The following is a 19696-nucleotide window of genomic DNA, read 5'->3' on the forward strand; positions in this document are numbered from 1 at the left end:
TATGGTCACAAGTTTAATCCTGAGCTCAAATAATTATTTTTCAACTTGCTCTTAGTTAATGTTGAACCTCAATGTCACACCCGATCTGATTGTCGTCACAGGAAACGATAATGTAGTACGCGGGGTAATCTTAGAGTAATCGAAGTAAAATCTTAATGCCAGGTTTTTGTTGACATCGTATTCGATAGTTGGATTCAAGGTGACTGTTTTACTGCCTCTGTCAGCCTGTGCGTCTATCCCGGTAAGCAAATCGTATATTTGAGAAATATCATCTCTAAGTGAATAGCTCAGGTTGATACGGATATCTCTGCTTTTAGCTACTGATGTTCTTGTCGGTGAGTCTATAGGTGAGTCATCTGCCACATCACCTTTTTTAGCCTTTTTAGGTTTTTTGGCTTTGCTTGTTTTAACATTTTTAATAATGTACCCACCTCCCAAGACTATTTCCTTGCTCTTATTCTCGCGCAGTTGAGTTATACCCAGTTCCAGTGCTCTTGTCATTTTGAACTCAAAATCCAGTTTCATATCCTTCACAGTCTTGACACTCACACCTATGATAGGTACAAATTGCTCCTGAATGCTTACTGCCGGTATTTCGAGCCGGGAGTAGTAATTGTTGTTTGGCGAGAGTTCTATGAAAGGATCTTTTGAATTGAAATTCGGCGAAGTCTGGAAGTTGTTTATTCTGATAGACGATGTATATCCATGTTTGATGGCGATATTTGAAAAGATGTTTTTAAACATTTTCAATTTTGAAAGTCCATTGTAATTGAGCTGCCAGTTGGGTTTCGGGATATAAGTATTGCTTGCAAAAACTTTTTGCTGATCAAGAGCTACATCAAATGCTGATTGTCTTGTATAAGCAGCAATGAATGCAGGTACAATGACGCTATTGTGAGTAGGGCCATAACCTTCCACGTAGGATGGATCAGCCGGGTGTACTCCCGGATTTGAAATATTGGGTAATCTTCGGGATATAATTTCTCTATTTTGTTTGAACTGATTGTATAACCCAAAACTCTCATCAAAAAGGGTATTCATAGCAAAAAAGGACGCATCAAATGACCCTACATCATATTTAGCAAGCTGGAGATATTTGTCACTGCCATCCATTTTTTTATTTCTGAATACCTCAGTGTGATTTTCCTGATACCCTTTTTTCATAGATACATCAATACTGAAATCCTTGAATGGCTCGATCAGTAACTTTGCATCAAAAGTCTGCCTTTTGGTTTGTGAGAGGGCGTCATTAAAATTGTAACTTGGGTTGAACCATGATTTATTTCTGGTCAGCCAGTTATCATCACCCGCAAGGTTGGGTTGCACTCCACCGATGAAATCCCATCCCGGAGACGCAAATCCTTCGCTTTGACCCAACAATTGAGTCTGTGGCATAAATCCAGGTATTATTGTACTTCTATCATCTTTATAATTAAACTTGACAGACCTGACCAGCATCAGCGGCCTGAGTATGATTCTTTCAGCCATGGATGGATCTCTGGGTTTATCTTCTTTCTCCTGCTTTTTGGATTGGGTTTTGGCATCAGTGTCATCTGATACCTGATCAGAAGCTTTGGAAACATCCGAAGGATTAGAGCTCTTTCTGTCAGTAGGAGTAGATCTTTTACGTGGTGCCCTTGTGGCCTTGCCAGATTCAATAGCTTTCAGATAGGAAAACTTATTGTAGAGTTTGCTAAAATCAAAAGTCACATTAAAGCCGGCATTTTGACTATTGCGTATCACATTGCCCAGTGGGGTCCCAAGATCATCAATTGTAATAAGACTGCCTCCATCCCAACCGTATTCTGCTTTGTAATCAGCGGCACCATTGATCCAGTCCAAAATTGGGACGCTTCTGAAAGGCAATCTGTAATTGAGTGAAGCATTATGTGTATAATTTTTACTTCGACCCAGATTACGGATATTCTGATTTCTGTATCGACCAGGATACTCGGGATCGTCAATGACATTTTGTGTCACATTTCTACCTTCCGGATCAAACCACTCTCTTTCTTCCGCTGATTCTGCTATTCCGGCCTGCCTTATCTGATCGATGATAGAATTGCTTGTGGCTCTGAAATTAAATCTAAGAGACTTAGTGATATCCCAATCCAATACATAGTTTCTCTCCCATCTGTACCGCTTATCATCAAATATAAACACAGGAGTATTGGGAAGCCTAAAGGTCCTCGAATTATCCTGATTGATCATCCTGCTGGTAAATGAAAAGTTACTGGGCAACAAGCTGAAATTAAATTCTGACAGCAATTTCAGGGCCGGTATCTTGATAAACTTAAGCGGTTCGATATATTTTGTCTGACGGGCAAATACATAATCCAGTCCGATAGACCGGTTGACTGCTTTGTCTTGTTTGATGAGTGGGTCTGACTTGGTATTTTCTGTATAGGCATAAGAAAAAGCCACATTGGCAGGTGACCACGGCTTACCTGTGCCACCTGCCTGCGTCCTGACATTGGTCACATTAAATGTTCTGATGGTAATTTGTTCTCTTGCTATCTCTTTCAGAGAGTCTCTTTTAGTGCTGTTTTCGATAAGGTTTAACTTTTCTCCTACTTCTAAATCCTGATCAAACGGATCAAACTGCGGTGTGATATAAGTCTTCTGAAGTTGTGCATACACAGGAGCGGATATCTTTAGCGCTGGTGGCAAAAGTTTACCGGCATCAATATTGGCTGCGATGTCAAATTGAAATGTTTCTTCCCTGTTTCGTTCCATCAGCCTTTTGTCCAATGCTCCAAAACCTATGCTGGAATAGTTGGCAGAAAAATTGAGCTCTCCAAGGTCGGCCATTTGCAATTGTACCTTACCTATTGCTGCTCCACCACCGGATTCATTGAATCCGGTCACCCGCAGTTCATTGATCCATACTTCTCCATTATATTCTGAATTTGATTCAAGGTTTTTTAAGGCCACCTGAAAAACTTTTACAGCTCCCAGTGAGGGATTGCCAATCATCCTGATCTTATCACCTTTCTCAGGATTGATGATCATCTCTACAGTATCTCTGACATGGATGTTGTTTTTTATTCTAAACCTTTTCAATTCTAAAAGGCTATCCAAAGGTATATTGATGTAATTTTTATCAGGCCATATATTGTCCTGTGTTTGCACACCTGATTTTGACATAGTGAGCGGCAGGATATACTCATAATAGTTATTGGCTCCTTTTGTTTTTACGTTGGTGTTGTTGCTATTGTCAAAATCTTTTCCCAATCTCAGAACAATAGCTAACTTTCCATCTTCAATCTTTGGACCTTCAGGGGCTGATTCAGCGTGAACAAACATTTGTAATCTTTTGTATTGAACCAGATTGACATTGGCGAGCTTAGTCATACTCAACTCGCAGTCATCAGGAAAATTTTTAAATTTCATCACCATAGACCTTTCGTCCTGAAGCAAATTGGCAAATGTACTGAATGCCTGTGTTCTGACTACACCTTTTGGAGTGACATAATTAAAGGGTAATTTTCCTGAGTTTTCTTCAATACCCACGTCATCGATACTAAACTCAGTGGGATTTGGGCCATCGGTTTTACACACAGATAGCTGTTTACGCCACTGACTTCTCTGCAACTGAAAGTCTGCAAGCCTGAATGTTTTGGGAGATTTGAAATTAGTGAGATACAATCTCATAAACTGAATGGCTCTGAAGCCGGAAATGCCATTGACTGCAATGCCTTCATTGATAGGTACCTGAAATCTATACCATTTTTCTACATTACCGTTGGGCGCTGTCACTAAAGTAGTTTGTCTGTAATGATTACCAAGAATCGTTGTGTCCAGTTCATTGCTCCCTCTAAGTTTTTTTATCTTGATTTTATACTCATAAAAAGCCTCCGTTTGGTCAAGGGATTTGTTATTGTTGATATCTTCTGTATCCGGAAATCTGTTACCTCGAATAAATTCATTACTATTGCTGTTGTCCAATGGAGCATTTCCCTCTGCACCATTAAAAAACTTCATTCTGTTGAGAAGACTTGGTTCATTTCTTAATGACTCATCATTAAAAAATATGAAGTTATCATTTGCAGGGTCTTTTGCTACCGACTCCAGCGTATTGACATTATTGGCCGTCAACCAGGATTCAAACTGCTTCAACTCTCCTGCGTCATTCAAGCCATCAAATCCTAAGTCCTGGGCTTTTCCTTCATTGAGATCAAAGCCATTGACCATAGGTATACTCACAGTCGCCTTTCCAAATCTGGTACCAGTCACAGGTACTCTGCGCTGGGTAGTGGGTAGCGCATTTTCAAAATAAAGAAAATTATCTTTGATGATGTCTTCTGAAATGCTCCCCAGATTAAATATAATTTCTCCTTCTTCATTATCTGCATGACTTGTTCCATCCTGTCTGTCCATAAAAGGATTGAGCATCCAAAATTCTATGCTCTCGTAGTTGGCAGCTTCAAAATCCGAATTTTGGAAATATCTCATGATACCGCCCCATCTTGTTTCTGGTCTGTTGAGTACAATATTGTTGTTTCTGATTGAAAAACCATTACTCACACCAAAAATTCCGTTTCTATTGTCAAAATTGTAAGGACCACGCTCCTCAGGATAATAACTCAGATCAAATGTGAATAATTGCTGCTGACCCGGCTGTACCTGTCTGTTGGTAAACAGCTCAGTCTGTTGAATTATCCTTGTATATGGATTGGTATTGTCCTGATTGGTACGATTGGTTCCCAGATCCATCACGTACCAGTTGAGTTTGGCTCTATTGGCTCCATAAGCCAGATCATTATCCAGGTTTGCTTCTCTGAATTGATTGATAGACAGCGCAGTAGCAGAAGGCGTGCTGGAGAGTGACCATTGATTAAAGTTAAATCCACCAAGATTGAGGTTGGTAATAGCACCTTCAAAATCATCTATATTGGCTATACCTGTATTGTCAAAAGGGGTATTAATGGCTTTAGAGTGACCGGGTTTAATATATGCGGCTTCTGCAGTGATATTGATGTTGGATTTTTCTTTTGTGCTATAAAAGGGAAGTTTATCTATGAGTTTTGTTACTATAGGTACTTCGTCACTGTAATTGAAGTCAATTCCAAAAATTCGGTTATTGATGGGATCATCTCCGACGTTGACTTTTTGCGTAAATGGCCTTTCATATAGTCTCAGGTAAGTCATACCAAAGCTGGATTTTTTATTGATCTGGTAGTCATATCTCAACCCAAGCATATTTTTTTGTTGGAGACTGAAGAGTGAGTTGTCTTCAAACCGCACATCTATGGGTGTACCCTGAGCCAGATATGTGGGATTGATGATCCGCAGTCGACCGAGAGAATAATCTATTTCATAATCCTGACCTTCCACAAGTTGTTTTCCGCCTGCAGACACACGCACTGAACCCTGCGGTACAAATGGCCCAAGTGGAATTTCACCATTATTGGATGAGGACTTCACCCTTCCGTTCATACGAAATTTGTTTTTCGTCAGGTTTTGGGCAGCAATACTGATGGTAGTATCATATAGTTCCTGATACTTATATTTGATCTGAAGCAACTCTTCATCAACACCAGTGATGGGTTTGCCAAGGGCCTTTTCAAAATTCTTTATGCTCAAATGGTCACCAAATGGCTCCAAAATAGGTAGCACTATGCTTCCGCTGCGCTCGATCACAGTGACACCAGGGATATAATCAAATATACCATCCGGCTGAGGATCACCAAATCTGTTGAGCCTGTCGAGATTAAAAAACTGTAACAAAGGTAGCCTGTTCAGGTCTCTTTCAGGCAGATATTTTTTAATAGAGCCGTCATTGAAGTCGTCTTCATAAAATACATCGAATTCAAAATCCTGCTGATTGACTTGGTTGGTCCGCAAGTTATATACGTTTTTCATCATGAGGTCCCACATGGGAGATGTAGTCACCTGATTGGTGGACTTGAGCAACTTGACAAAAAATACTTTTGGTGGCTCCACTCTGGTCGTATCTGTCTGACTGCCCGGTTGAGTGGAAGTGGCTGAAAGCTGACCTACCTGATATAAGGTATCACAATTGGATGTATAGTAGTAATTGTAGGCTACGCCGAGCACCTGATTGGGTCTCAATCGGATATTTAGCGAGAGTGTACCCAATTTGGGATGATAAGTAAATTCAGAAGGAGAAAGTCTTCTGCCTCTGAATACTTCAAAATCCCTGGTTCGCTTCAGTCCGAAGGCAGGTCCGATCAATTGTTTGGCCACTTCATCGATATCTACGATGTCCTTACTCTTTATTATTTTATCGTAGATAGTATTGGCCTGATTTCTGGGTAGGCACAATCCATTGTCATCTTTGGCCTGACAATTGGCTGGGTTGAATGCCGGTACAGAGCTAAATTTTGTTATATCCGGTTCCCCCATGTCTGCAATGGCAGTCACCATCGTGGAATTGTCCTGGTACTCAGGTCTGTCATCTGAAATCCATACTTCAATCTGTGCTATCTGATGTGGTGTGCCTATGTAAGGCATATTGGACAAGTTTCTTTCATACGTTGCTCTGTTGTAGTGTGAGAGAAAAAAATGTCTGTTTTCATCATATTCATTGGGCGTAATGGAAAATTCCTGGACGGACACACCATTTTCGACCCGGATATTATTGGCTTTGGAGCGTTGCTGGGACGCCAGAATTGTAAACCTTGATCTTCCGAACTGAAGTTCTGTTTTCAATCCGAAAAGACTCTGGGCACCTTGTATCAATGTACCTCTCAGAGGAAGGCTGACGTTACCAGCTTCAATTTTTTTGATGATATCATCCTCAGAAAATGCATCCGAGTCGAAAGCAAACTTTATTTGACGGTCAAAGTCGAACGTCGACTGGGTATCATAATTGAATCCCAAATCAAGTTTTTTACCTATTTTGCCATCCACATTCATCCTGATGAGTGGTGTAGGAAAATCAGGCTGACTCTGTCTCTGGGCTCTGATAGGCAACTGTGGGTCGTCCCGTCTGCTATATAGCCATCCGATGCTCAGGTCAACACTTCCTTGCGGTTTGATATTGACTTCAGTTCCACCAAATAATCTATCGATGAGGCTGTTTTTCAGATCAATCTTATCCATGGGATTGATCTTGCCGGTTTTGGTCTTTTTGTCTGATTTGATACCCGCGAGTGTGTTGAAATATTTTTTTTCCTGTTCTTTGGCAATATAATCCATATACTCTTCAAAGGTCATAAACGTAGGTGTACGATAGTATTGGTCACCTACCTTTTCGAGGATGACATAATTTCCCGTTTTGGGGTCATACTCAACTTTTTGCTCTATCTCTTTGGTAGTGATGTCAAAAGGGTTGTTTTGTTTGTCAGTGATAAAATCACCTTTTCTGTCTGAAAACGGTATAGTATCAGTAGGAGCGCTGACTATCAAAGAGTTATCTGTATATGGATCAGGAAGAATTCTGGATGGCAATTTTCCAAATAAATTAAAAACCGCACCCGAGCACAAACAAAATATTAAAAAAAACTGTTTATAATTCATAATTTTGCAAAACTTATTGAATAGCACTGGATTCTGTTTTTTACATAAGAAAACATACCTGCATCAGGAATTAACGTCATTCGGGCAAATTGTCGTATATTTTTTTGTAAAAAAATCCTGTATCAGTTCATATTTTTAAGCACCTGTTTTATTAGATCTTCGACCTGTTCTATTTCCGGGTGTTTGTCTGTGATAAATTTGATTTGTTTTTCTATCACAGGCTTAGGAAATCCCAGAGTAATCAGCGCAGAAAGGGCTTCCTGCTTGATGGAATTGTCTTCCATTGTTGTCAGCACCACATGATCCTTACCACTTTCTTTGATGACCTTATCCTTGAGGTCAAGTATGATACGTTTGGCGGTCTTGGGTCCTATGCCTTTCACTTTTCCCAAGGCAACGGCATTCTCATGTATGATGGCTGTACGCACTTCTTCGGGAGTCATATAGGATAGGATGACTCTGGCTGTATTGACCCCAATACCTGACACGGATATCAATAATATAAATAATGCACGCTCTTCGTCATCACAAAAACCATATATTGAATGTTCGTCTTCCTTAATACTTAGGTAAGTGAATATCTTTATTTTTTCGAGGTTTTCAAGTTTTGAGTACGTGTTCAAGCTGATATTTACATGGTATCCTACGCCGTTACAATCGACGTAAATATATGTTGGTGTCTTGTGGGTTATTGTTCCCTGAAGATAAGCTATCAATGGTTAGATGTTTTAATGTTGCAAATATCGAAACGCAAATATATTGCAAATTATTATAATATTTAAAACCAATGTCGTTTAGATAAGGAATTTTTCTTTGTTTTTACCCTATCTAAATCTTTCCCTTGCAAGGGAAAGACTTCATAAAGAGGTCTTAACTAAACGACATTTTATTAAAATTCTAAAAATGAAATTTTCTGCTCCCTGTGAAAAACCAGAAAGCTATGTGCACTTCGATGCTTTAACTTATAATACCTGTTTAGAGTATTCGACGAAAACATAGATGTTATGATAATCAAATTTTTTCACCATTGTTATAAATGTAATCGTTTGATTATCTATGAAGTAGAAATCAGTATTTTTCTAATCATCTTCATCAAAGACGTCTCCGATTGGATTTAATAAAGGATGTTTATACTCAAATAAATTGGTTTGCAAAAATTCATCTTCTATTGTATTCATTTTGAGTTTAGAATATGTTTAAAATTTTTCTTAGTTGTAAATCAATAGATTATGGTTCTGGCGATAAAATAATCAACGCATTTAGTGAACTAAATAAGGCGATTATTTTGAAGTCAGGTTCATAATATATTGATTTTAAGGCAATAAAAATTTAAACATACTCTTAATGGCGATAGAATTATTTTTATAATAAAGACATGAGTCCCATCGTCTTTAGAAAAATAAATTCTCGTCAGTATAACCTTTGATTCGGCCTTCTGGATGTTTTCTGAAATTCAAATTTCTTCACAATAAGTTGGTTTTTTAAAAATAAAAGCTAAATTTGTCATTAAACCAAATAATTAAATCATTGGAAAAATTGAACCTTCATATTGAAAGCCTTATTTTTTCAGCTGCACCGGCCATCAGTTTTGATGACATCAGGAGCGTCATGGAAGAGCAATTGGGTCAGGAAATCTCTGATGAAACTATTTCCTCAGGCATTGCAGCATTGGTAGAAAAGTACAATAATGACAATTTTTCTTTTGAAGTCGTCGAAATGGCAGGTGGCTTCCGATTTATGACAAAAGGTGCCTACCACCATACTGTAGGAACTTTCCTGAAACAAACCACCAATAAAAAACTCAGCAAACCTGCATTGGAGACACTATCCATCATAGCATACAAGCAGCCGGTCACTAAAACAGAAATAGAGTCTATCCGTGGGGTCAATAGTGATTATTCTATTCAGAAATTGCTGGAAAAAGACCTTGTCGAAATATCGGGAAGAAGTGATGGTCCAGGCAGGCCATTATTGTACATTACATCGCCAAAGTTTACTGATTATTTTGGATTAAAAAGTATACAGGACCTACCAAAACTGAAGGAAATCGAACCTGTAGAAAATCAAATCGGCGAGCCTGCACCTATTGAGACTGAACTAAAATTGGGTCATAGTGTTGATAAACACGAAGAAGAAGAATAGTAAATACATGGAAAATACGGTTTTAGTCAATAAAGTGGCAGAAAGCGGTCTGATCACCATCAATCTGGAAAATTATTTTCCTCAGCATGATTTTGAAGTATTTGATTTGAAAGATCACCTTTTTCACGGTCTTATCCTGAAAGAAAAAGAATTCAGAGATGCTTTAAAGACAGAGGAATGGACAAAGTATCAGGATAAGATAGTTCTTATCATTTGTTCTGTTGATGCCATTATACCATTATGGGCATATATGCTCATCGAATCCTATCTTTATGGCATTGCTGCGGATACTTATCACGGAACAGAAGAAGATTACCTGCGCATGTATTACAAAAATGTATTGAACAAAATGGATTTTGAAAAATATATTGATCAGCGTATCGTTATAAAAGGGTGTAGTCACAAGCCTGTACCTGCTTATGCCTATGGCTACATCACAAGCTTGCTCAAACCGTATGCACAAAGCATCATGTTTGGAGAACCTTGCAGTACAGTTCCCATATTTAAAAGACCCAGAAAATTGGACTAATTTAATAAAATAGTATAACCCAAAATAAGATGAACAGATATCAAAAACTTTTTCCTTTATTCGGATTCCTGACTGGCATCATTTTTACCATGCTCATATTCTTATCGTATAGTACTGAGAAGCAGGCAAAAGTTGCGAGGTTTTTTAACCTGCCGCAGCAAGTGCGTTCCGTCAATTTGGATAAAGAGTTTGATTTTGCAGGTGAGCCTGTACCAATGAATGAAGATACCAGAGAAAGGCTGGATCGGGAGTTGAGTGTCAATGCTTACTGGCAATCTACTACGCTCCTGAATCTGAAAATGGCACACAAACATTTTCCTTTAGTAGAAAAAATTCTGCAGGAAAATGGTATACCTGATGACTTCAAATATCTGGCAGTCGCAGAAAGCGGACTAAGAAATCTGACATCTCCTGCATCGGCAAAGGGTTACTGGCAATTTATGAAACTAGCCGGTGGTGAAATGGGCCTTGAGATCACTGAAGATGTGGACGAAAGAATGAATATTGAAAAATCGACGCTGGCAGCTGCCAAATACATCAAACAACTCTACAGAAGATTTGGCACCTGGACCAATGTAGCAGGAGCTTACAATGTAGGACCGACTTCTTTTGCAAAGACCCTTGCCGAACAAAAAGAAAACAGCTACTACGATGTAAATATCAATGAGGAGACATCAAGATATCTTTTCAGAATCATAGCTATCAAGGAAATAGTCAAAAACCCGGGTGATTTTGGTTATTTTCTTGAGGATCATCATAAGTACAATCATGCAGGTAATCTGAAAACTTTAAAGATGACGTCTTCCATTCCCGACCTCGCTGATTTCGCACATCAGCATGGTACCACTTACAGACTGCTCAAATACTACAACCCATGGCTCATCAGTAAAAAACTGACTATCACCCCGGGCAAAGAGTATACTATTAAAGTACCTGAAAAATAGAAAAAACTATTTTCAACATAAGGATACACTGAACTTTTCAAAACACAAACAAATGAACACCATAAGATTTATTTTATTTTGTATAGCACTATTGAATATCCAATGGAGCAGTCACGCGCAGACTAAAATAAAACCTGAAGAAATCAGGGACAAAATGCAATGGTTTTCAGATGCTAAGCTTGGTATTTTTATTCACACTGGTATTTATGCAGTCAACGGCATCGATGAGTCGTGGAGCTTCCATAACAAAAAGATAAGCCATACCGACTACATGAAGCAACTGAATGGCTTCACTTTGAAAAATTACAACCCTGAATTTTGGGCTGATCTTATAGCAGAATCCGGTGCCCGGTATGCTGTCATTACTACAAAACACCATGATGGAGTAGCTACCTACAATACGACACTCAATAATCTTAGCACAGTAAAAGCCACCCCTTCAAAAAAGGATATGATCACACCCTTTTTTAGTGCTCTGAGAAAACGAAATATCAAATGTGGTGCATATTATTCGCTGATCGACTGGACATATGATGACTATCCCGGATTTTTGAAAGATAGTTCGCGATACAAAGTGGAAAATGATTATGCCAGATGGAATCGTTTCAGGACATTTTTTCAGGGACAGATTTCTGAAATTTCTAAGCAATTTAATCCTGATTTATGGTGGTTTGATGGCGACTGGGAACACAGTGCCGAAAGATGGGAATCTGAAAAAGTACGGCAAATGATCTTATCCCGCAATCCTCAATCCATCATCAATGGCAGGTTGCAGGGTTATGGCGATTATGATACTCCAGAACAGAATTTTCCTGTGACCAAACCTAAATACCCCTGGTGGGAACTTTGCATGACGATCAATGATAGCTGGGGATTTCAGATACACGACAAAAGCTGGAAGACACCTTATGAAGTGATTACCATTTTTGCTGATGCCATCTCACACGGTGGAAATCTGCTTCTTGACATCGGACCAAAAGAAGATGGTACCATACCTCCTGAACAGATCAATGTATTGAAAGAACTGGGTGCATGGAATAAAAAACACAGCGAAGCCATCTTCGGCACTACGGCAGGATTGCCACAAGGTCATTTTTATGGCCCGACCACCTTATCCAAAGACAGTACCAGTATTTACCTTTTTTTGCAGGGCAATCCCAAAGAGCAGACCGTTGTAAAAGGATTGTTTGATGATATAAAAAGTATCAGTGTCGTAGGAAGCAATACTGCTCTACCCTGGAAGATAGTCGGCAAAATCTCCTGGAGTCAGGTTCCCGGCCTCGTATATATCAATGTGCCGGCAACGAGTCATGACAAATATCTGACTGTACTCAAGATAGAGCTAAAAAAACCTGTAAGATTGTACAGAGGATCAGGAGGATTGGGCATATAGCTTTCACAATATTTACCCCAAATATCTATTTTAATGCTTCATGAAAGATACAAATATTTTTCAACCGTATACATTTACCAGGTCAGGACTTACCGCTAAAAACCGAATCACACTCGCACCTATGACCAATGGCCAGAGTCATGCTGATGGTACCCTGGGAGATGATGAATACAGATGGCTCATAAGACGGGCCAAAGAAGATTTTGGTGTCATCATCACTTGCGCGGCTCATGTTTCGGCAGATGGTCAGGGATGGCCGGGAGAACTCGGGATTTGGGACGATAGTCATATTTCAGGCATCAAACGACTTGCAAACGGATTACACGAATACGGGTCATTGGCTCTGGTTCAAATCTTTCATGGTGGAGCACGGTCGCCCGAACATCTTACCGGTACACAACCCTGGAGTGCATCACCACTCATCTATACCACAGGTAGCAAAAACATCGATGTCAGGGGAGCAACAGAACATGACATTTTGCGTGTTACAAAAGATTTTATCAGGGCGGCAGTCAGGGCTAAGGAAGCTGGTATGGATGGTGTTGAATTGCATGGCGCTCACGGTTATCTGATTCATCAGTTTTTAAGTGCTGAGACCATTACCCGCACTGACCGATACGGTGGAAGTGCCGAAAACCGAAGCCGGTTTCTTGAGGATATTCTTACGGGTATAAGAGATCAGGTGGATGATCGCTTCATAGTAGGAGTCAGAATATCTCCTGAAGACAAATATACGTTTAAAGGCATAGACTTTGACGAAAGTGTGGCACTGGCTTCCAGACTGGCCAAACTGGGTGCGGACTATATTCATCTCTCTCCATGGAATGCTTTTAAAAAACCGGACAAATATCCATCAGGTGACAAAGCATTGATTACGTGGTTTAGGGATACTCTGCCTGTGGATGTGCCTGTGATGGTGGCCGGAGAGATTTGGAGTTCAGATGATGGTGCAAAAGCTATGGATTTAGGGGCGGATTTTATAGCACTGGGCAGAGCTGCTATTGGCATCCCTGACTGGCCTGCCAGAGCTCGGGATCAGGCATTTGTTCCCGGATATCCCCCATATACACCTGAGTATCTTCGAGCCTGTGACCTGAGTGACACTTTTATTGATTACATGAGGAGATGGCAGGGTTTTGTCGGATAATTTGGTAGAGAGGATAGAGGAAATAAGGTAAGGATGATATATTTACGACATTGATCATATTATGACAAAAATATAGCCGCTCCTTACGCAAGGACATCCCGGGATTTGTCCAATCGATGGGCGTCAATGAAAGGGTTTTTTGGGTGCGGGAGTAGGAGGGTATTGACGTAGGTTTTAATGAACATTTCAGAAAAAGATGATCTTTCCTTTATATTACCTATGATTAATTTTTTGCAGTATTTCAAAAATATCTTTTTCAATCTCAGGTGTTCCATTTGAGTATTTTATATCAACAATTTCATGGAATTCATGGTCAAGTTCAGGATCATATTCAAATTTATGTAAACTTGGAAGCCCCATTGGCTCGGAATAAAATATTTACCATCCAATAAAGATTGATAAATCGGTTTTTTAATAAATTCAGTGTATCAATCGGTTTTATTTGGAATAACTAAAATAGAATATTGCTTATATTTTGCTCTATCCCGATACATATACTCAATTGAAACGCTCATGATTTCTTTTTCTTTTTATGCGTTAGATAACTTCAAAGCCTATTTTGCTTAGAAATTCATAAGTAAGGTCATAAAATTCTGGTTTTCTTGTATGATCTTCAAAATCACCTTCTGGTATTGCAATAATCATTCCTTGCCTTGCTCTGGTTAGTAAAACTCGATATGCATTAATTAGGTATTTTTTTCGCCCTTCTTTCTTTATATTTTGCCATTTGTTACCCACAAAAGAAAAAGATTTCCAGCCATTTTCTGTATAACGTAAATCACCGTCCCACATAACGCAAGTCCAATCAAGTTCTAGGCCTTGAACCTGGAATTCTGTAGCAACATCTTCCAAAAAATATGAAGATCTAATATCATCTTTACCATCCAAAAACCAGTTTACTGGATTCATGGGAGATTTTACATCTATGGCGTAGGGTTTAAGTCTATAAGCTTGTGAAGATACTACTTTGCCATACCTTTTGGAACCTCGGGCTTTTTCTTTTAACCATTTTTTTACTGCTTGCAGATTTCTAGTAAGTACAATTGGGTACTTTCCTTTTAATGTTAATATCTTGTTTATAGTAATAATTCAACATTTTAGTTGGCTATTTTTATGCTTGAGGCAAAGTTCTAAAAATTCTTCCGCTTTAGCAAGCGGATGCTGCGACGATCTGGCGCCGTAAGCAATGTTTTCAAAGCACTTATTTTCTTCAACTCATAGGGTCTGACTGAGATAAGCAATATCATAGTACTATATGATAATGATCACTTATACTTTTATTTATTTTCAGTATATTTGATTTACATAATTATATGCCATGAAAATAATAAATTTTATTTTAAAGTTAAAAATTATATTGTTTAGTTTATTATGGTCAATATCCTTTTTATCCTTCACACAAGTTCAAAATCCTTACCAGGAAAGATTTGAAAAAGCAAAACAAAATTTGCGGGAAGTGATTCCAACTTTGCCTTTTTTTGCACAATCGAACAAGGAAGGAAAGGCAATTGGAGATCCTCTTAAGTTTAACTATGGTAACATGAAGGCCAATGGATCCGTTAATTTTAGTGAGCCTGCAAGAATCGATTTTAATACAAGCTGGGAAATTGAATTATTTTCCAGAACACGCTCTGAAGAAGTAATGCGCCAAGAATACGATAATAATGTTTTGTTTGCTGTTGGCAAAAATAATCTAAGGGTTGGTGCTATGGGAAATAATTCCTGTGTAGGATCGGATGCAAATCCAGGAACCTGGGATCCTAATGTGAGCGGAGACCCGTATGAAGGTACTGGAAGGGTTTTTGTGGTGCTTCCTTGTGCTACCATAACCGTTCGCGCTGGAATATCAATTTATGCGAGTGGTGCACATGGTGCCAGAGTTAAGCCCGATGTGATTGAAGCATGCAGAGCTGCAGGAGAAAAATGGGCATTGGAGATAGCTCAAATCTTTATCACTTCTCTTCAAAATTACTCGTGTAATATCATAGATCAGAATAACAACAATAATAACCCTGCTGATGAGAACTGTCAATTGAGCATTCGCAGTGATTGTGCTTCACTTGAACTGATACCAGGAGAAGTAAGTAAGATTTGTAACTTTTATGTAAAGGGTTGGAATTATTCCGATAAAAGGGTATTTCTCACCTTACCACAAGTCACAGATAATTGGGGATCGGTACCCGGAGGCATTGTAGTTGTAAATGATGGAAGTGCGTGGCCTCCCAACATGAACCGGCCCGAACACGGATTTGCGTTATATTTTTCAGCAAGAATTACTGCACAACCACAGCAACTCCCTCTTCAAGTACATGTAAGTCAAGAAGGATGTAAATCTGCTTCAATGGTACTACCAATTACAGTAAAGCAAAAGGGATCAGCAGGCTTGATAAATCCGGTTTATATGCAAAACATATTTTATCTGGGCCTTTATCTTGGCTATGCAGAGTATGTCGCCTACAAACGCGGGGACGTCAATTATATATCAGATAACGTAAACTCTGCCAGACAATATGCAATTTCTATTGGTTTAGCTACAGACGGTTTTGACGATGTTCTAAATGAAATTCAAAAATATCCTGCATCAGGACTATTATATTCAAAAATATCTGTGACCAGGGAAAATACAGGTCGGTTTATAAGTAAAAACTGCAACTGTGGTGGAGTACTTACCAATCCATGGTATGCTTATATGCTTGGATACCAACTTGGTTTTGCTGAAGTCCATAGCTGGCAGAATGGAGATAAATACTATTTAATCAATAACGTACTTGAGCCGGCGCGCCTAAATGCTTCCAATTGCGGTTTTCCAATTGTATCATTTGATATCCTACTTAAAAATCTCAGAAGAAGAATGACAGTAAATCAGGCTTATTCATCAGTTGTTTCCATACGTAACAATATGGCAGAATATGCCAATAGGTGGTGCCAATGGTAGTGTCAAAGCTTAAAATTTAAAAATTTGAAGTACATTTAAAAATGTTATCTGTATATAATAAAGACAGTTTATGGAATTAATCCAGGTGAAGATATAAACTTCCAATAAAAACTCGAATCTTTATGATTTTATGCAGAGATTAAAATACCATGGCTGTGTTATTTTTAATATATGATTAATAGTAATAATTCTGATATTTAGATACAAATAGAGGAGATTTGAACTTAGATTTTTACTATTACCTAAAAATCTAAAATGATAATCTATTACGACCTCCAAATACTTCAAAATCAGTCTCCGCCGCGGCGGATCACTTTTAGCTTCGCACCATAATGGTGACTATGATTTGTCGCTAAAAGTGCTGATTTTCTTGTATTTGAAGCTCTCACTACGAATCTCATTTTAGATATTTAGGTATTAGTTGACTTATACCGACGAGAATTTATTTTGCAAATAATTCTGTCGCCATTATAAAGACGATAAATGTCTTTAAAGACAAGCTTCGCTTCGTCCTTACTGAAAATGAATAAATTGATAAATTAAATTTTCGCAAACCAATTTATTTTGAGTATAAATCCTCTATACTTCATGAAACCTGTCTCCGAAAATAAGCTTCCTCAAGTGGTTTCGGCTTCTCCGCCGCGGCGGATGCGCTCAACCACCGTCTTCGAATTATAACAGGTAACTGAGCGCACTTACCTACATTTTTCTTATCATATATATACTTTAACATAGCCAATGCCATTAAGAGTATTTTAAGTATATTTCAAAATATATTAGTTTGCGAAAAATAGCTTAACCAACATCCTGATTTTGAGCATTATGAAGACATAATTTTTCTTAATGAAAATTATCATGGGCGTAAAATTTCATCATCTGGTCGAATGTTTACTCATTTTCCATAAAACGGTCTTTATTGACCAAAATAGTCGCTTATTTTCCATTATAACTACTATATGGGCATTTATTTCCCATTATAGCACTCGGATAATGTTGGATATTCCAAAACTAATGATGCCAATACCCTGCCTACTTCTTCGCTTCTCCAAATCTTTTTCCGGTCCATTCTCGTTGTTGTCCCGGATTGAGATATGTCCAGGCCAATATCCTGCTGGTCTTGTTGCCTTGTCCCATAGGGATGATCCGGATGTCTTTGGCACCGATATCTCTGAGCGCTGTTTGTGTTCTTCTTACAAGGGATTGCTTTGATATCAGTGTAGTAAACCACAATACTCTGTCCCCGAATGCTTTGCTTTGTGTGATCATATCTTTAACAAATCGCTCTTCGCCGCCATCACACCATAATTCTGTAGATGTCCCACCAAAATTTAATACCTGCACAGGTGGCTTCGTAGGATTAAGATTTTTCAACTTTCGCATTGTTCCTGACCGAGCCTCTGCAGCAGATGTATGAAATGGAGGATTGCAAATCGTCATGTCTATATATTCATCAGGTTTAATAATGTGGGTGAAGATATCTCCGGCGTCCGGATTGAAGCGTAAGATAACCTTTCCAGCCAAATGCGGATTTTTATCAATGATGGCTTGTGCTGAAGTGACAGCAGCAGTGTCTATCTCACTGCCTATAAACGTCCATCCATATTCACTTACGCCGATGACAGGGTAGACACAACTAGCACCCACCCCTATGTCCAGCACCGTGATGTGTTCTCCTTTGGTTATCTTTCCATAATTGGATTGAGACAGCAAGGTGGCGGTATGATGTATATAATCAGCTCGGCCCGGTATGGGAGGACATAGATATCCCTCGGGTATATCCCATGATTGTATACCATAATAATGCATCATCAGGGATGTATTAAGTGCACGAACTGCTTTGGGATTAGCAAATTCAATAGAATCATCCCCATATATATTTTTAGTGATAAATGGGCAAAGCGGCGGATATGATACCTTCAGTGCATCGAAATCATATCGCTCACGGTGTATGTTGCGATGGTGCAGTCTCGTTTTTTCAGCCGGGTGTTCCCGCTTGTCTGCATGAGATTTTGGTTGATTAATGTGCATTTTTTTTTAAAAAATTACGAATGTAAAATTAGAATTGGCGAATAAAATTTTTGAAGACATAGTTGTCATAAGGGATTACCGAATTTCCTTTATTAATATCTCGCAAAGATAACTCCTTCTCATGTCATTCTATGAGAGATGGTCTTCTGAAATAACCCGTATTTCTATTTTACCTTTTCTAAAAACAAAAAATTTCAATACATCCTTCATGGTATTACTTTAACCCAGAGTACAATAAAGATGATTCTTATTGTTATTATAAAAGCAATTTGGTTACTATTGTTTACATTTGTGCTCAACTTTCAGATTTAATAACTTTCAGATTTTATGGAATGACTTATACCTATTATGGAAAACAACATCAAAAAACCATCTCAACTTCTTCATCTTACTGAGATTTTCAGATCACTGATTGAAACTATCAGGGGCTTCTTTTACCTGCTTTTTGCAAAAAAGGAAAATATAGGGCAGGGCAAAGTTGTAATGGTGGTCCCGGGACTGTTGACATCTGATTTCTGGACAGTAATTCTGAGGAAATATCTGTCTAAAAAAGGATTTCAGGTATATGGCTGGGAAATGGGCACCAATCTGGGTCGAATGGAAAAATTACCTGAACTCATTTCAAAAATTGAAGCTATAAAAATCAGACACAATCAGCCCATTATTCTCATTGGCTGGAGTATGGGGGGCTTGTTCAGCCGCGAAGTGAGCCACCAGCGACCAGACCTTATATCCAAAGTCATGACATTGGGTAGTCCTTTCGGAGATATACAGGCTCCCAACAATGCAAAGTGGGTTTTCGAACTATTGAATGATGATTACGATGTTGACCATACTTTGGTGCTGCGACTGTCATCGCCTGTAAGTATGCCATCTGTCGCTTTTTATTCCAAAAAAGATGGAATTGTGCCTTGGGAAGCCTGTATGGATAAAATTACAGATGAACACCATCTCAATGTAGAAATAAGAAGCAGCCATTTTGGAATGGGTGCAAATCCGTCCGTTTTAGATGCTATTGTTCAAAATGTCTGACGGAGCAGATTTCGATCTTTAAAAATTCGTGCCCGTACACACAAATAATTTGCATTTTAAT

At 38.7% G+C, this 19696-nt stretch carries 11 protein-coding genes; 7 read left to right on the forward strand and 4 right to left on the reverse strand.

The features are described from left to right. Positions 1-51 precede the first annotated feature (51 nt). Both sprA and ruvA read right to left on the reverse strand, forming a co-directional pair. Positions 52-7416, reverse strand: coding sequence for a cell surface protein SprA (sprA, locus tag IPK35_01085; GenBank protein MBK8051891.1), 7365 nt, complete (start codon positions 7414-7416; stop codon positions 52-54). Between the two features lie 191 nt (positions 7417-7607). Next, positions 7608-8201, reverse strand: a complete 594-nt coding sequence (gene ruvA / locus IPK35_01090) for a Holliday junction branch migration protein RuvA (protein ID MBK8051892.1) — start codon at positions 8199-8201, stop codon at positions 7608-7610. Positions 8202-9012: 811 nt separating this feature from the next. Here ruvA and scpB point away from each other — a divergent pair. Genes scpB through IPK35_01115 form a run of 5 tightly spaced genes read left to right on the forward strand, consistent with a single transcriptional unit; the run spans position 9013 to position 13640 of the window. After that, the gene (scpB, locus tag IPK35_01095) at positions 9013-9627 is read left to right on the forward strand and encodes an SMC-Scp complex subunit ScpB (GenBank protein ID MBK8051893.1); all 615 of its coding nucleotides are present in this window, start codon (positions 9013-9015) and stop codon (positions 9625-9627) included. 7 nt (positions 9628-9634) lie between these two features. Beyond that, the gene (locus IPK35_01100) at positions 9635-10156 is read left to right on the forward strand and encodes a DUF2480 family protein (protein ID MBK8051894.1); all 522 of its coding nucleotides are present in this window, start codon (positions 9635-9637) and stop codon (positions 10154-10156) included. 29 nt (positions 10157-10185) lie between these two features. Then, positions 10186-11100 carry a lytic transglycosylase domain-containing protein gene (locus tag IPK35_01105; protein MBK8051895.1) on the forward strand — a complete coding sequence of 305 codons (915 nt, stop codon included), beginning with the start codon at positions 10186-10188 and terminating at the stop codon, positions 11098-11100. 52 nt (positions 11101-11152) lie between these two features. Next, positions 11153-12493, forward strand: coding sequence for an alpha-L-fucosidase (locus tag IPK35_01110; GenBank protein MBK8051896.1), 1341 nt, complete (start codon positions 11153-11155; stop codon positions 12491-12493). A 40-nt stretch (positions 12494-12533) separates the two neighbouring features. Next, positions 12534-13640 (forward strand): NADH:flavin oxidoreductase, encoded by a 1107-nt coding sequence (locus tag IPK35_01115; GenBank protein MBK8051897.1) that lies wholly within the window; start codon positions 12534-12536, stop codon positions 13638-13640. A gap of 537 nt (positions 13641-14177) precedes the next feature. Here IPK35_01115 and IPK35_01120 read toward each other — a convergent pair. Further along, positions 14178-14729 (reverse strand): DUF2075 domain-containing protein, encoded by a 552-nt coding sequence (locus IPK35_01120; GenBank protein MBK8051898.1) that lies wholly within the window; start codon positions 14727-14729, stop codon positions 14178-14180. Between the two features lie 229 nt (positions 14730-14958). Here IPK35_01120 and IPK35_01125 point away from each other — a divergent pair, with 229 nt between their 5' ends. Further along, positions 14959-16575, forward strand: coding sequence for a hypothetical protein (locus tag IPK35_01125; protein MBK8051899.1), 1617 nt, complete (start codon positions 14959-14961; stop codon positions 16573-16575). A 1029-nt stretch (positions 16576-17604) separates the two neighbouring features. On the opposite strand, the gene rlmF is transcribed toward IPK35_01125, so the two are convergent. Further along, positions 17605-18603, reverse strand: a complete 999-nt coding sequence (rlmF, locus tag IPK35_01130) for a 23S rRNA (adenine(1618)-N(6))-methyltransferase RlmF (GenBank protein MBK8051900.1) — start codon at positions 18601-18603, stop codon at positions 17605-17607. A 348-nt stretch (positions 18604-18951) separates the two neighbouring features. Between rlmF and IPK35_01135 the strand changes: the two genes are divergently transcribed. Further along, positions 18952-19635 carry a hypothetical protein gene (locus IPK35_01135; protein MBK8051901.1) on the forward strand — a complete coding sequence of 228 codons (684 nt, stop codon included), beginning with the start codon at positions 18952-18954 and terminating at the stop codon, positions 19633-19635. Positions 19636-19696: the final 61 nt, after the last annotated feature.

This window comes from Saprospiraceae bacterium (assembly GCA_016713025.1).
Classification (GTDB): domain Bacteria; phylum Bacteroidota; class Bacteroidia; order Chitinophagales; family Saprospiraceae; genus OLB9.

What these genes read in the sequence shown, in the direction of transcription:
- IPK35_01100 (MBK8051894.1), top strand. Translation starts at nt 9,635, where the DNA reads ATGGAAAATACGGTTTTAGTCAATAAAGTGGCAGAAAGCGGTCTGATC.
- IPK35_01105 (MBK8051895.1), top strand. Translation starts at nt 10,186, where the DNA reads ATGAACAGATATCAAAAACTTTTTCCTTTATTCGGATTCCTGACTGGC.
- IPK35_01110 (MBK8051896.1), top strand. Translation starts at nt 11,153, where the DNA reads ATGAACACCATAAGATTTATTTTATTTTGTATAGCACTATTGAATATC.
- IPK35_01115 (MBK8051897.1), top strand. Translation starts at nt 12,534, where the DNA reads ATGAAAGATACAAATATTTTTCAACCGTATACATTTACCAGGTCAGGA.
- IPK35_01125 (MBK8051899.1), top strand. Translation starts at nt 14,959, where the DNA reads ATGAAAATAATAAATTTTATTTTAAAGTTAAAAATTATATTGTTTAGT.
- rlmF (MBK8051900.1), bottom strand. Translation starts at nt 18,603, where the DNA reads ATGCACATTAATCAACCAAAATCTCATGCAGACAAGCGGGAACACCCG.
- IPK35_01135 (MBK8051901.1), top strand. Translation starts at nt 18,952, where the DNA reads ATGGAAAACAACATCAAAAAACCATCTCAACTTCTTCATCTTACTGAG.